The organism is Rhizobacter sp. P2_G4, from assembly GCF_056403575.1.
On sequence record NZ_JBFUFG010000003.1, the window covers coordinates 614,107 to 628,083 of the forward strand.

The following is a 13,977-nucleotide window of genomic DNA, read 5'->3' on the forward strand; positions in this document are numbered from 1 at the left end:
GCCTCCGAACCTCGGTTACAGGATGCCATAGAGCGATGCCCAGCGCGGGCGTTCGACGTACTGGTTTACTCCAGTGCGTGTGCCCCTGCCCGCCAGGGCCAAGGGGCTTCAGCGTCGCCTAGGCGGCGTGCAAGCCTTCCAGGCCCAGCGTGGCCGAATTCGATGCGGTCTCGTCGAAGCTGCCGTGGATCGACGCCATCAAGGCGCTGTCCAGGGCCAGCGTCATGTACGTGTAGCTCGACTGGATGGCGCGGCGCACTTCGGTGATGTCTTGCTGGCTCGGCGCATGGCCGAGCAGGGTCGCGACGATGTCGAGCGCTTCCCAGGGATGGGTGTCGTCGTACTCGGCGTGCACCTTGAGCCAGCGCATTGCCGGCACCCGGATGTCTTCGGGCAGCGATTGCGCATAGGTGGTCTTCGAGCACACCACGCACGACCACTCGCCGGTCGCGCCTTCGACGGCGTAGTTGGTGGCAGCGATGGCCACGGCCAGCTTGGCTTGGTCGGAGATGAACCAGCACCAATGCGCCAGGGCGGCCATTTCTTCCACGTCTTGGCCGGTGCGCAGGTCGTGCAGCGTCAGGCCGGCCGAACTGGCCCAGGTGGCCCAGTGCTCCGAATGCTTCTGCTCGACGCGGATGTTCTGGATCAGGTAGCGGCGCGCCATGTCTTCACCCACGCTGTCGCCGTAGCCGATCTTCTTCAGGTTCATCGACATGAAGCGGGGGAACTGCTCGATCGTCGGCCACACGCCGACCAGGAAGCGCCGCATTGCCGACAGCGGCAACTTGCCCTCGCGCATCAGCGCAAACAACTCATGCTCCACAACGCGTTGCTTGTAGGGGGCGGTCTCGCGGACCACCCGTTGAACCCAGACGGGATAGCTCCCGATGCTCTTCAAGTCGCCCGTGCGTCGAAAGTCGTGTGACATGGAATCCCTCAGCATTTGTTGAATGGCATAGGTCAAATCGCACGATACATGCCCGGGCGTGCGGTGCGCGCCATTGGTTTGGTAACAGAAGGTGTCGCCGGCCTCATGGCGGGGAGATTCGGACCTTCAGGCTTCCTGGTTGTGGCTGTCCAGGACGGCCAGCAGCTCGCGGACCTTCATCGGTTTCGTCAGGTAGCCCTCGAAGCCGCAGCGCATGGCCGCCTCGATCTGCGCGGGCAGGGCGTCGGCCGAGAGTGCAACCAGGCGAACGTCGCGTGTCGAACGGTTCTTCTGGAGCAGCTGGGCGAGCTCGATTCCGGTCATGTCGCCGAGGTTCATGTCGACCAGCATCAGGTCAGGCGGATCGAGGGTTGCCATTTCCAGGGCGATGCTGCCGTTTTCTGCTATCCGAAGTGACACAGCAGGGCGCATGCTCACGATTTGTCGCATCAGCTCGGCGTTCACTTCGTTGTCTTCGGCGTACAGCACGCTCATCTGCCGGCCGGCGCGCGGCTCGGGCGGCGGCAGCGCCGGCGCTGCCGAATTGGCCGCCGGCGACGACACCGCGGCCTTCAGCTTCAGGCGGGCCGTTGTGCCCTCACGGAAGGCGCTGGTGACGTCGAGGCTGCCGCCCATCATCTCGGCCAGTTGGCGTGACAGCACGAGCCCGATGCCCGTGCCGTCGACCCGCGAGCCTTCTGCACCGAGCCGGTTGAAGGGCTCGAAGAGGCTGCCCAGCTTGTCGGGCGCAATTCCCTGCCCGGTATCGATCACCAGGATCTCGCACTGGCCTTCGAAGACCCTCCAGGTCACCGTGACGCTGCCGCCGGGGCGGTTGTACTTGATGGCGTTGCTCAGCAGGTTGACCAGCACCTGGCGCAACCGCACCCGATCGGCATGCACCCAGATTTCTTCATGAATGCCGGCCAGCGAGTTGGAGAACGCGCCGAGCCTTGCGGCAGGAAGCCTGTGCGTGGCCGGCGACATGGTGACCTCGACACCGGCTTCCGTCACCAGCGGCGACACCATCGTGCAGGCCTCTTCAACCACTGCCGAGATCGGAATCGCTTCCGACGACAGCGACATCTCGCCCGACTCGATGCGCGACAGGTCGAGGATGTCGTTCACCAGCGCGAGCAGGTGCTCGCCGGCGCTTTCCATGTGTTGAACCCGTTCCAGCTGCTTGATCGACAGCGGCTGCACAGCGTCCATGCGCAAGAGCTGCGCGAAGCCGATCACCGCATTCAACGGCGTTCTCAGCTCATGGCTCATGCGGGACAGAAACTCCGTCTTGGCCTGGTTGGCGGCCTCCAGCACCTGCCGCGCACGCCGCTCGGCATTGGCGGTGTGCAACGCGGTGGTGTCGCGAAGAACGACGGTGGTGAGCGTGCCGCGCTCGGTCTCAAGCTTCGATAGCGAGGCTTCCATCGGGAACTCCTGCCCATCCTGCCGTTTGCCGACGAATTCGTGCAACGGGCCCGACAGCTCGGTGACCGGGCAATCCGCATCCCCGACCGGCTCGCCCTGGCCCGCGGGGCTACCCGTGCTCGCGGCCTTGACGATGAAGCGGTCGACCCGGCTGCCCAGCGCCGCGGTCGCGCGAGTTCCGAACATGGCTTCGGCCGCGCGGTTGAACAGCACGATCTTCTGCTCGTCGTCGACCGTCACGACGCCGTCGGTGACGGCATCGATCAGCCGCTCCATCCGCAACTCGCCGCGGCGAAGCGCGGCCTGCATCTCGATGCGATCGCTGATGTCGAAGAAGGTGGCCACGGCACCCTGGACCTCGCCCTCGTGGACCACTGGGTGCGACCAGTACTCGACCGGGAAAGCGCTGCCGTCCTTGCGCCAGAACACCTCGTCCACCGAATGCGAGGCCTGTTGCGACTGATAGGCGAGGTACACGTTGGATTCGTTCGAGGGATAGGGGCGGCCATCGGCACGCGAGTGGTGGATCACGGCGTGGATGTCGCGGCCCAGCAGCTCCGATTCCGTCTGGTAGCCGAGCATCGTCAAGGCCGCCTTGTTGATGAAGGTGCACCGGCCTTCACGGTCGACGCCGTAGAGGCCCTCGGCGGCGGAGTCCAGCAGGCGCTGCAACGAGGCCTGCCGGTCGACGACTTCGGCTTCCGTCGACGCCTGGACGCGCGCGCTGCGGCGCACGAACCACAGGCCCGACACCGTGATCAGCAGTGCGATGCATCCGTTGAGCGTGAGCAGGAGCAGCTGCACGGTTCGCGAGGCTTCGCCCAGCTGGAACGAAAACGTGCTCTCAAGCTGTGTGAGCTTCTGGTTGAGCAAGGGCGCCTGCGTCCGCATCTGGTTGACTGCAGTGGAGTCGGTATCGCCCGCCTGGATGCTGGCCCGCGCCAATTCGACGGTCTTGCGCATCTGCTCGATCACGCGGTCACCTTCGGTCCAGGTCGCGATCGGTTTCGACATGAAGGACACGTGCTGGAACCAGCGAAAAACGCGGATCAGCCCGTCGATGTCGTCCGGGTGGTTGCCGCCGTCCAGAAAGCCCTGCCTCGCCTTGGCAAGGTCGGGCTCCGGCTGCTGAAGCGCTTCGCGCGCCGCACGATCGCCGAGCGGCACCGCCAGGGCGGCCATGAACCGCAGGTAGTCGGCTTCGCGTTGCTTTTCTGCATAGTCCAGCAGATAGATCTGCGCGTCCTTCTGCCCCTTGGAATAAAGGCTTTCGCCGGTCACATAGGCACGCACGGCCGAGAGCAGGTGGATGCTGAACGCCGCGACCGACGCCTGCAGAATCGTCATGGCCACGAAGACCACGACGATGCGTCGATAGCGGGGCAACCGGGCCGCCGCGTCCGTGGCCGAGCCGGCGGGCGCAGGCCTCGCGGGTTCTTCTTTTTCGGCGGCTGCAGGGATTGACTTGCTGAACATGGGGCGGAGGGTACTCCGTCACGAAAACGCGGCAAATAACGCCGGTCGGTGTCAGTCTCGTAGGAGTCTTCCTACCGGGGATTGAGCCGAATTGGAGACGGCGTGACCGCTGTGTCTTTTAACATTCGCCAAGCATTACGGTTCCATCATGGCAAAGCGATCGAAAGGCAAGTCCGCGGATTCAGAAGTCTTTCGAGACTCCGATTTCATCGGCGTGGATCCCCACATGCAGTCGCAACTCAGCGACTCACTCAACACCTTGAGCCAACGCGTCACGGCTGCGATGAAAGCTCTCTCCGAAGTGCCGAAGGCGGCCGATAGACCCGGGTTCGGCGACACGCCCCCGGCCGAAGAGAAGCCGAGCGCGGCACCGTCGTCCCAGGGGTCGAGGTCGGATGGTTCGGGCGGCGCGGTAGCCTGACCAAAGTTCACCACCATCAACCCCCACCTTCTGCGCAGCGGCGTTCACTTGGCACCCATGGCGAGCGACGTTGATCGACCGACTCGGCGCCTTCTGGTGGGGCTGATGGCCGACGCTTCGGAGCAATTCCAGATCAGCGAGTACCGCCGACTGTGGCATTGGCCACCGGGCGCCGGCGAGTCACCGGCGCCGAATCTGCACCTCACGCTGCACTTCCTGGGCGATGTCGACCAGCAGAAGGAGTTGGCGCTGAGAGAAGCGATCCGCATCATGAACATCACGCCGATGAAGCTGCGCTTCGAGACGGCCGAAGTGTGGCCCGGCGGCATCGCCGTGCTGCGGCCCAACGAGAACGTGGCCTTGTCTCAGCTCCGGCGCAACGTGGAAGATGCGATGCGCGTGGCCAAGCTCATGCCCGACACGCGGCCGTTCGAACCGCACGTCACGCTTGCGTACAACGCGATGGGTGCTGTTCCCCCCACCGAGCCTGTCTCGATCGGGTGGAACGCGAGCGCCGTGTCGCTGGTCTGGCTGCGGTCTCGCGCCGCGGGGTACTCGCTCGTGCTGGAGCGCTGGCCACCGATTCCACGTTGAAACCCGGCGCTGCTGCAGCCTAAGTTCATCCCGCCGTGGTCACGCGCCGCCGTTGGTGAGGTGGTGCGCAGCGCGGTGCAGGTGGGCGAGGAAGTGGCGCACGCTCGGCTTCAGTGCCGCATCGGCCCGTGCCAGCGCCCCAATCGTCAACTGGAGGGGGCCCTCCGCCACGTCGACCACGTCGAGGTACCCGCCTGCGATCGGGTGAGCCGCAATCTGCTGCGGCAGCAGCCCGACGCAGTTGCCGCTCGTCAGGATCGACAGCAGGCCCAGCGTGGAGTTCACGAGTGCGCCAGCCGGCGGCGGCTTCAGGCCGTTGCGCTCGTAGAGCACCTTCGCGTAGCCCGAGTCGGGTGTCGCGCCGGTGTAGACCCACGGTGCTTCGCCGAGGTCGGCGAGGCGGCGCGCACGCGCCAGCGGGTTGCCCTTGCGCACGACGATCACCATCGAGATCGGCATCAGCGTTTCGACGACGAATTCGCCCGGCGGTAGCTGGTCGGGCAGCGGGCCGAGCGCCACGTCGACCTCGCCCTTGCGCAGCCGGGTGAGCTGCGCGATGTAGAGCTCTTCGATGACGCGCAGCTGGATGCCCGGGAACTCGCGGCCGAAGGTGCGCAGCGTTTCGGGCACCAGCAGCATCACCGCGAGCGGCACTGCGCCAATCGTCAAGGCGCCGGTCATGCGGCCACCAAGCTGCTGGATCTGGTCGACCGCGTGCGACAGCTCCCGCTCGGCCGCGAGAGCACGCTCGTAGAGCACGATGCCTTGGGCCGTGGCGATCACGCCGGTGGTCGAGCGCAGAAGGAGCGTCGTCGAGAGCTCACGCTCGAGTTCGCGAATCATCTTGGTCAGCGCGGGTTGCGAGACACCGAGGCGCCGCGCTGCCGAGCGCAGGCTGCCTTCTTCGATGGCCGCCACGATGGCACGCAGGCTCGTCAATTTCATGCGTTTCATGATAACGAACGGTTATCGCCCTTGTGCTTGCGGTAAAACTGCCGCTTGGCACATGGCAACCCCGGAGCTCAATGCCCATGAAAGACATTTCATCCAAGCCAGAAATTCTCACAACAGACAGTTCGGTCGTGTACCGGAATCGCTGGATGCAGGTTCGAGAAGACAAGATCGTTCGCGCGAGTGGGGCGGCTGGAATCTATGGCGTGGTCGAGAAGCCCGACTTCGCTGTCATTGCGGCCTACCAGGACGGTGAACTGCATCTGGTGGAGCAGTACCGCTACCCCGTCGCAGCTCGCTACTGGGAGTTCCCGCAAGGCTCCTCGCATCAGGCCGATGTCAATGCGGCTGATCTGGCGGCCGCAGAGCTGCGAGAGGAGACCGGCCTGGCCGCAAGCTCCATTGAGCATGTCGGCCGCCTGTTTCCGTCTTACGGATTTGTGACGCAGGCCTTTGATGTCTATCTCGCTACCGGGCTTTCGAATCTCGGCTCGCGTCTCGACCCGGAGGAAGAAGGCCTCATCGCCAAACCATTCGCCGTGGGCGCCGTCGAGCGAATGATCCTTGACGGCGAAATTCGGGATGCCGCGACGGTCGCCGCGTTTGGCCTGCTCCGTTTGAAGGGTGTGCTGTGAACGCTGAGTCACTGATGTCGTCATCCACATCGCCGGTCGCGGTGGTCCAGAGGCAACTCGATGCCTACAACGCCAAAGATGTCTCCGCGTGGCTGTCCACGTATGCGCCGGACGCACAGCAGTTCACGCTTCATGGTGATCGCCTTGCGACGGGGCGAGAAGAGATTGGCGCGCGCATCGTCAGCCGGTTCGCAGAGCCGGACCTTCATGCAACGGTTCTTGCCCGTTCCGTCATGGGCAGCTTCGTCGTCGACCACGAACTGATCACGCGCAACTTTCCGGAAGGGAAGGGCACGATCGAAATGCTCTGTGTGTACGAGGTGGTCGACGGGTACATACAGCGAGCGTCATTCGCACTTGGGGAAAAGAGGCTCCAGTCCGTCGACGATGCTGCCTGACCATCGTCAGTGAGCGCTTCGGCGCTCGCTCACTACAAAGCACCATGAGAAATGCGCAGACTCGCCACTGACCTCGACTTCGAATCCGTGTATTCGATCTACATGCACGAAGAGGTGATTCCTTTTCTCGGCTACGACCCGATGCCGAGGGACGCATTTCAGCCCATCTTCGCTTCGCTGGTTGCCTCGAAGTGCTTTTACGTCGCCGAGATAGACGGTGTGGTGAAGGGCTTCTACCGAGCCAGCCGGTACGAGGGGCGAGCCCGTCACGTCGCCTATCTCGGAACCTTGGCCATTGCGCCCGAGGAAAAGGGCGCCGGGCTCGCCTCGAGGATGATTACCGAGGCCATCGACGAGCTGGCAGGGCAGGGCGCGCTGAGGGTCGAACTCATGCTGGAGGCCGACAACCCGCGGGCGCTGGCGTTCTACAAGAAGCTCGGCTTCGTCCATGAAGGCACGATGCGGGCCGCCTACAAGCGCTCGAATGAAGCCCATTACACGGATGAGCTGTTCCTTGCCAAGCTGCTCAAGCCCTTGCCGCAAGGCAGCGATGTCTCGCGTGCCTGACTCGGCCGAGCATGCGTGACGACGCGGCGGTGCCCTTGCGTTCGCTGCGCGCCGTGGCGGCCGTTGCGTCGGCGGGCAGCGTGTCGCGTGCGGCCCAGGCGCTGCACCAGTCGTCGGCGGCTGTCACGCGGGCGGTGCAGGGCGCGGAGCAGACGCTCGGCGTGGCGCTGTTCGAGCGTGGCGCCCGAGGCATGGTGCCGACCGCCGCGGGCGAGGCGCTCGCGCTGCGCGTGTCGCGTGCCTTCGAGGCCTTGCAGGCGGGAGCCCATGGCCTTCGAGCGCGCGGTGCGCCGCCCACGGTCGCGTCATTGCCTCGGCTCGTCAGCGATGCGTTGCTGCAGGCGCTGGTCGCCCGCGGCACGCACCCAAGCGAGGCCGCTGCCGCTGCGGCAGTCGGCCTCTCGCAGCCCGCCTTGCATCAGGCGCTGCGGCGCCTCGAACACGCCGCGAAGACCACGCTGTACGAGCGCTCGCGCCTGGGCGCGCGGCTGAACGAATCAGGCGAATGGCTGCTTCAGCATGTGAAGGTCGCACTCGCCGAGATCCGCATCGGCTACGAAGAGCTGGCGCGCTGGCGCGGCAAGGGCGAGTTCCTGGTCGCGATTGGCTCGCTGCCCATGGCCACCGACGTGCTGGTTCCGCAGGCGGCGGCGCGGGTGCTCGTCACGCACCCCGCTCTGCACATTGATGTGAAAGACGGCACCTACGAGTCGCTGACGCGCTTGCTGCGCAACGCCGACGTCGACTTCATGGTCGGACCACTGCGTGGTGACGCGCTGGCGGGCGACCTCGAAGAGGAGGTGCTGTACGTCGACCGCTTCGTCGCCGTCGTGCGCCAGGGCCACCCGCTGTTGAGCGGAGGGCGGCGCGCATCGCTGCGGCGGCTCGCACCCTACCCGTGGATCGGCCCGCTCGCGGGCACGCCGGCCCATGGGGTCTTCGAGAGCCTGTTCGCGCAGGCGGGCTTGCCGCTGCCCGCGGTGACGCTGCGTGCGCACAGCACGGCGGTGCTGCGCTCGGTGCTGCTGGCCGGCGACCATGTGGCGTTGGTGTCACCGCTGCAGGTGCAGGCCGACGTGCAGGCCGGGCTGCTCGTGCATGCCTCGGCGCCGCTGGCCGGGTCCGAGCGCGCGATTGGCATCACGCAACGGCGTGGCGCGCTGGCATCGTCGGCGTGTTCCCACGTGCTGTCGGTGCTGCGCTGCGTCGCCGCTGACGCACTTGCGGCCCTCCCTCGATAAGCCAAACGCAACACTGGAAGGGCAGGTCGCACTGGTCGTGAGCGGCTGACGCCGCGATGCTCGTGGGCAACTTATTCGAAGCCCACCGATGCCTCTCCAGAACGATCCGACACGTCGCACCCTCGTCACCGCATTCTTCTTTTCGCCGCTCACCGCGCTCGCGCAAGGCGCCAAGCCGCTGCGGATCATCGTGCCGTTCACACCTGGCGGCAGCACCGACATCCTGGCCCGTGTCCTGGGGCCGAAGCTCACCCAGTCGCTGGGCCAGACTGTCTTCATCGACAACAAGCCAGGCGCCGGTGGCTCGCTCGGGGCGGCCGAGGCTGCCAAGGCCGAGCCGGACGGCAACACGCTGCTGATGGGCCACATCGGCACGCTGGCCGTGAACCCGTCGCTCTACCCGAAGCTGGCCTACGACCCGGTGAAGAGCTTTGCGCCGGTGGCTTACGTGGCGCGCGTGCCCAACGTGCTGGTCGTCAACGCGGCGTCGCCGTTCCGTTCGCTGAAAGACCTGGTCGACGCGGCACGCGCCAAGCCGGGCCAGTTGACCTATTCGTCCGGCGGCAACGGCAGCGCAGCGCACATCACTTTCGAAGCGCTCAAGCTGAAGGCCAGGATCTTCGTGTCGCACATCCCTTACCGCGGCACGGCACCGTCGGTCACTGACGTGATCGGCGGCCAGGTCGACTGCACCTTCACCGGCGCGCCGGCGGTGATCCCGCATGTGCGGAGCGGGCGGCTGCGGGCGCTCTCCGTGTCGAGCTCGAAGCGGCTGGCCGCGCTGCCAGACGTGCCGACCACGGCAGAGAGCGGCTACCCCGGCTTCGAAGCCGACCAGTGGTACGGCCTCGTCGCACCGGCCGGTACGCCGGCGGCCGTGGTGGCGCGGCTGAATGCCGAAGTCAACAAGGCGCTCATGCTGGCCGACGTGGCGCAGCAGCTCTCGGTCGAAGGCGCATCGCCGATGCCGACCACGCCGCAGGCTTTTGGCGATCTCATCAAGCGCGAGATTCCGCGGTGGGCCGAAGTGGTGAAAGCCGGCAACGTCAAAGCGGACTGAACTCATGCGCACTTTGATTCGCTGGGTGCTTGTCGGCGCCATCGTGGTGACGCTGGTGGCCTGTGCGGCTCCAGGCTCGACTGTTGTGAGTGCGGAGCTCACAGCCGCCGTCGCTCGCACCGAGCTCGTCTGGCTCGGCCAATCCGCTTTCAAGATCACGACGCCGGGCGGCAAGGTGATCGTCACCGACCCGTGGCTGCGCACCAACCCGCTGACGCCCGCCAATTACAAGCAGCTCGATGCCTTCGGCCGCATCGACGTGCTGCTCGTCAGCCATGGGCACTTCGACCACATCGCCGATGCTCCCGCGCTGGCGCAGCAGTACAACGTGCCGATCCGTGCGCCGGGTGACCTGAACCAGACGCTCACCACGCTCGACGTGCTGCCAGCCAACCTGCTGCCACGCATGAACAAGGGCGGCACGATCGAGCCGGTGCCGGGCATCAAGGTCACCGCGGCGCACGCCGAGCATTCGTCGGTTTACGTGTGGCGCAACCCGGCGTCGGACAAGGACGAGACGCACCCGGGCGGCGAACCCGTGGGCTGGCTCATCGAGCTGGAGAACGGCTTTCGCATCTACCACGCGGGCGACACCGCAGCCTTCGGCGACATGCGGCTGATCGGCGAGCGCTTCAAACCCGATCTCGCGCTGGTGCCCATCGGCGGCAACTTCACGATGGACCCGGCCGAGGCGGCCTGGGCCGTCAAGGAACTGCTTCGGCCCAGGGCAGTGATCCCGATGCACTACGGCGCCAACCCGCTCGCACGCGGCACGGCGCAGCAGTTCGTCGACGCGATGGGGCCGAGCCAGATCCGCGTGATCGTTGCCGTGCCGGGGCAGCCGATTTCCTTCTAACGCTTCACCACACTCAAAAACAACGAGGAGACCCAATGCAACGTCTGAACAACCTGGCCCGCCTGACCGCGGCTTCTGCTGCGCTGGCCGCGCTGCCCGCGGAGGCGCAGAACGCCCCCACGGCCGCGACTTCGAACGTCACGATCTATGGCCTCTTCGACGCGGCGGTGCGGCGCGCCAACAACGTGGTGGCGGCGACCGATGATTCGGTCACCACGATGGAGGATGGCCTCATCACAGGGTCCCGCCTCGGCTTTCGCGGCACCGAGGACCTGGGCGGTGGCTGGCGAGCAGCTTTCACGATGGAGTCGGGCTTCGATCCGAGCAATGGCAACTCGTTGCAGGGCACGACCACGGCCGACTACGGTCAGGAGGCCGCCTCGCCTCGCTTCTGGGGCCGCGAGATCAACGTGGCGCTGCGCAACAGCTGGGGCGGCATCACGCTGGGGCGCCAGTACACGACGGCGCACCAGATCGCCGCGCGCTTCCAGCCACTCGGCAACCCCAACAGCACCGCGCTCTCGCTGTTCAGCAGCCACCACGTTGCGCGCCAGGACAACGTGGTGCGGCTGGACACCAAGCTGGGCGATGTCGAGATCCAGGCTTCGCGCACGGTGGGTGAACAGGCCGTGTCGAGCGCGAACGCGTCATGGGCCGTGGGCGCCACCTACGTGAAAGGCGACCTGGCGCTCAGCGGCTATGTGCAGCAGATGGAAAACCGCGCGGGCACCGAGAAGCGGAAGATCGTCGGCGCAGGCGGCAACTACCGGTTCAACCCCACGTTCGCACTCTTCGGCGGCCACATGCAGCGCCGCTCCGAGGTGAGCCCGCAGGAGAACAAGGTATGGGCACTGGGCGCGAACGTCGAGGTGACCGATTCGGCCACGCTGAGCGTCGAATACTTCGACGACCGGCAGACGGGCAGCGCGGCGCTCGAAGGCTCGCGCAAGGTCGCCTGGGTCACTGCGAACTACCGGTTCTCGCGCCGCACCGACGTCTACGCGATGCTCGATCGCAACCGCGTCGTCGACGGCTACGCCAAGCCGGCCTTCATGGGCACGCTTGGCAGCCAGACGGCGTTGAGCGTGGGGCTGCGGCATCGGTTCTGACCGGCCGCATCAGTCCGAGCGGCTACCCCCAGCGCTCAGCTCCGCCCAGTCCAGCTCCTGCACGAGCACGCGGTAGGCGTCGTCACCGATCACCTCGTCGCGCCGCAGCTCGAACGCCCGCTGCCGCGCGACGCCAATGGCGCGGCGCCTGAGCGGGCCGCCGGGCACCTCGTTGACCGGCGCATCTTGGGCGTGCTGGGTGTTCAGCTCGACCACGGCGCCGTATTCCTTGCGCAGCAGCTTGCCCGAGAGGGTGTCGTCGTCCTTGATCGCATCGAGCAGCGCCTGATAGGCATGTGTGCGGCCAAGCCGGATCTCGCGGCCGACGGGATCGTCGTCGGTCAGGCCCAAGCGCTCGATCAGCGGCTTCATCGTCAGGCCCTGCAGCACCAGCGTGCCCAGCACGACCGCGAAGGCGCACAGCAGGATCAGATCGCGGTACGGGAAGGGCGCGCCGTTCGGCAATGTCTCCGGGATCGCAAAGGCGGCCGCCAGGGTGACGATGCCGCGCATGCCCGCCCACGAGAGCACGACGGCGTTGCCGACGGTGGGTGGCCGGCCTGTGCCACGGCCGTCGCGCTGAATGCGCCAGCGCTTCACGGCGTGGTAACTCATCACCCAGACGAAGCGCGCCGCGATGGTGACCGCGAGGACGACCGCTGCGGTGACGACGGCCTCGGTGCGCGCGCCGCTGCCATCGAGCCGTTCCCAGATCGGCCGCAGCTGCAGGCCGATCAGCACGAACGCGAATGCGTTCAGCACGAAGACGACGGTCTCCCACACGGCGAAGATGGGCACGCGCATGTGGGCCGGCATCTGTGTGCCGCGCCGTGCGATCGTCATGGCGTAGGCGACGAGCGTCAGGATGCCCGACAAGCCAATGGCCTCGGCTGCGATCCACACGCCGAAGGTGGTCGCGAACTGCACGATCAGCGAGGTCGGCACGTCGCGCAGGCCGGTGGTCAGGGGCCGCAACAGGTACGCGCAAGCCACACCTGCGGCGAGGCTGCCGAAGACGGTGAGCAGGAACACCGGCGCGAAGCTGTTGAAGCCGAGTTGCCCGGCCATCATCGTCATGATCGCGAGCCGGTAGACGAGCAGGGCGCTCGCGTCGTTCAGCAGGCTTTCGCCTTCGATGATCTTCAGCAGCCGATGCGGTAGCTTCACCTGCCGCATCACCGCGGTCGCCGCCGCGGCGTCGGGTGGCGCGACGATGGCGCCGAGCGCGATCGCCACGGGCCACGGCATCCCCGGCACGAGCCAGTGCACGGCAACCGCGACCGCCAGCACGGTGGTGCCCACCGCGGCGATCACGAGGCCGGTCACCGGCCGCCAGTTCGCCCGCAAGTCACGCAGCGAGGTGTCGTAGGCAGCGTCCAGCAGCACCGGCGCGACGAAGAGTGTCAGTGCGAGGTGCGGGTCGAGCGTCCAGTGCGGACTCGATGGCACGAACGCCAGCAGCGCGCCGCCGAGTGCGAGGAAGGTCGGGTACGGCGCACCCACCCGGCGCGCGAGCGCGGCGAGCAGCGCCGCGCCGAGCAGCAGCACGATGATCCATTCGAAGGTGGCCATGTCGTTCGTGTCCTCGTCCGGCCTTGCGGCCTCGATTGCAATTCCGATCTGCGCCAGACGCCCGGGCAACGAAAGAGAACTGTGGCGAGGCAGCGCAAGAAGATTGACAGACTTTTACATGACTGACGCGGCGCGGCTTTTCTTGTCGGAATGGCGGGCCGATTTCATCGGCTGATCGCCTGAAATCAACAAAAAACTGCCTGCTCCAGGCCCGTTTGAACCCGCACGCCACAGGCACGGAATCTGCACCCGGCTCTGCGCATGTCGGCGCGCTTGCGCCAGGAATTCAGGTTCACGCAAAGGGGGCGGGTTTGAGCCAGCAAGGAAGTCTTGTGGTCTTCGACAGGAACGCGGCAAGCATGGAGGCGCTCGTCCACGTGGTGGAAAGCCAGCCTCGGTTTGCGAAAGCGGTGGCGAGCTGGATGAACGCCGGCAACCTGCCATACATCGTGCTCGGCTCGACCGGTGAACCGGTGCCCGAGTTCTTCGCGCTGGCCGCACGTGATCTGGTCCATCTGCTCAACGACGTGCTCAGCAAGGCCGCCACGCTGCTCTCGGCAACGCCGGAATGCGAATCGGCAGCGAGCGCTGTCGACGAGCACCTGAACCTGCGCATCAATGCCGCGTGGTCGGGTGTTGTCGCATGTCGAGCGATGCCCGCCGCTCGCCCAGTACCACGGGCGGCGCAAGAGCGTGCCCGGGCCGCGGCTTACCACTAAGGCGCTTTGGCACCGAGGC

General features: G+C 66.3%; 15 protein-coding genes. 10 read left to right on the top strand and 5 right to left on the bottom strand.

Going from position 1 to position 13,977, the window contains the following annotated elements; all coding sequences use genetic code 11:
* Positions 1 to 118: 118 nt before the first annotated feature.
* The 3 genes from AC1DYS_RS15665 to AC1DYS_RS15675 form a co-directional block, all read right to left on the bottom strand.
* Positions 119 to 931: an iron-containing redox enzyme family protein gene (locus AC1DYS_RS15665; RefSeq protein ID WP_477900670.1), complete on the bottom strand. Its 813-nt coding sequence runs from the start codon at positions 929 to 931 to the stop codon at positions 119 to 121.
* Positions 932 to 1,057: 126 nt separating this feature from the next.
* Positions 1,058 to 3,835 (bottom strand): hybrid sensor histidine kinase/response regulator, encoded by a 2,778-nt coding sequence (locus tag AC1DYS_RS15670; RefSeq protein WP_477900672.1) that lies wholly within the window; start codon positions 3,833 to 3,835, stop codon positions 1,058 to 1,060.
* A 135-nt stretch (positions 3,836 to 3,970) separates the two neighbouring features.
* Positions 3,971 to 4,273 (bottom strand): hypothetical protein, encoded by a 303-nt coding sequence (locus AC1DYS_RS15675; RefSeq protein WP_477900674.1) that lies wholly within the window; start codon positions 4,271 to 4,273, stop codon positions 3,971 to 3,973.
* 88 nt (positions 4,274 to 4,361) lie between these two features.
* On the opposite strand from AC1DYS_RS15675, the gene AC1DYS_RS15680 reads away from it, so the two are divergent.
* A complete protein-coding gene (locus AC1DYS_RS15680) occupies positions 4,362 to 4,850 on the top strand; it encodes a 2'-5' RNA ligase family protein (protein WP_477900676.1) in 489 nt (162 codons plus the stop codon).
* A gap of 39 nt (positions 4,851 to 4,889) precedes the next feature.
* Here the strand turns inward: AC1DYS_RS15680 and AC1DYS_RS15685 are convergent, their stop codons facing one another.
* Positions 4,890 to 5,795, bottom strand: a complete 906-nt coding sequence (locus AC1DYS_RS15685) for a LysR family transcriptional regulator (protein ID WP_477900678.1) — start codon at positions 5,793 to 5,795, stop codon at positions 4,890 to 4,892.
* Positions 5,796 to 5,881: 86 nt separating this feature from the next.
* Between AC1DYS_RS15685 and AC1DYS_RS15690 the strand changes: the two genes are divergently transcribed.
* The 7 genes from AC1DYS_RS15690 to AC1DYS_RS15720 all read left to right on the top strand — a co-directional run bounded on the left by AC1DYS_RS15690 (position 5,882) and on the right by AC1DYS_RS15720 (position 11,667).
* Complete coding sequence (locus tag AC1DYS_RS15690) at positions 5,882 to 6,436, top strand: NUDIX domain-containing protein (RefSeq protein WP_477900680.1); 555 nt, start codon at positions 5,882 to 5,884, stop codon at positions 6,434 to 6,436.
* A 14-nt stretch (positions 6,437 to 6,450) separates the two neighbouring features.
* Complete coding sequence (locus AC1DYS_RS15695) at positions 6,451 to 6,834, top strand: nuclear transport factor 2 family protein (RefSeq protein WP_477900682.1); 384 nt, start codon at positions 6,451 to 6,453, stop codon at positions 6,832 to 6,834.
* A gap of 51 nt (positions 6,835 to 6,885) precedes the next feature.
* The gene (locus AC1DYS_RS15700) at positions 6,886 to 7,401 is read left to right on the top strand and encodes a GNAT family N-acetyltransferase (RefSeq protein WP_477900684.1); all 516 of its coding nucleotides are present in this window, start codon (positions 6,886 to 6,888) and stop codon (positions 7,399 to 7,401) included.
* A gap of 11 nt (positions 7,402 to 7,412) precedes the next feature.
* Positions 7,413 to 8,642 (top strand): LysR family transcriptional regulator, encoded by a 1,230-nt coding sequence (locus AC1DYS_RS15705; RefSeq protein ID WP_477900685.1) that lies wholly within the window; start codon positions 7,413 to 7,415, stop codon positions 8,640 to 8,642.
* A gap of 88 nt (positions 8,643 to 8,730) precedes the next feature.
* The gene (locus AC1DYS_RS15710; RefSeq protein ID WP_477900687.1) at positions 8,731 to 9,702 is read left to right on the top strand and encodes a Bug family tripartite tricarboxylate transporter substrate binding protein; all 972 of its coding nucleotides are present in this window, start codon (positions 8,731 to 8,733) and stop codon (positions 9,700 to 9,702) included.
* Positions 9,703 to 9,706: 4 nt separating this feature from the next.
* A complete protein-coding gene (locus AC1DYS_RS15715; RefSeq protein WP_477900689.1) occupies positions 9,707 to 10,558 on the top strand; it encodes a metal-dependent hydrolase in 852 nt (283 codons plus the stop codon).
* A gap of 35 nt (positions 10,559 to 10,593) precedes the next feature.
* Positions 10,594 to 11,667, top strand: a complete 1,074-nt coding sequence (locus AC1DYS_RS15720; RefSeq protein ID WP_477900691.1) for a porin — start codon at positions 10,594 to 10,596, stop codon at positions 11,665 to 11,667.
* Positions 11,668 to 11,676: 9 nt separating this feature from the next.
* Here AC1DYS_RS15720 and AC1DYS_RS15725 read toward each other — a convergent pair whose 3' ends face one another.
* Positions 11,677 to 13,239, bottom strand: coding sequence for a Na+/H+ antiporter (locus AC1DYS_RS15725; RefSeq protein WP_477900693.1), 1,563 nt, complete (start codon positions 13,237 to 13,239; stop codon positions 11,677 to 11,679).
* On the opposite strand from AC1DYS_RS15725, the gene AC1DYS_RS15730 reads away from it, so the two are divergent.
* Entirely contained in the window at positions 13,238 to 13,414 is a 177-nt protein-coding gene (locus AC1DYS_RS15730) for a hypothetical protein (RefSeq protein WP_477900695.1), read from the top strand. The genes AC1DYS_RS15725 and AC1DYS_RS15730 overlap by 2 nt on opposite strands.
* Before the next feature lie 184 nt (positions 13,415 to 13,598).
* Positions 13,599 to 13,958 carry a hypothetical protein gene (locus AC1DYS_RS15735; protein ID WP_477900697.1) on the top strand — a complete coding sequence of 120 codons (360 nt, stop codon included), beginning with the start codon at positions 13,599 to 13,601 and terminating at the stop codon, positions 13,956 to 13,958.
* The last annotated feature ends 19 nt before the right edge of the window (positions 13,959 to 13,977 follow it).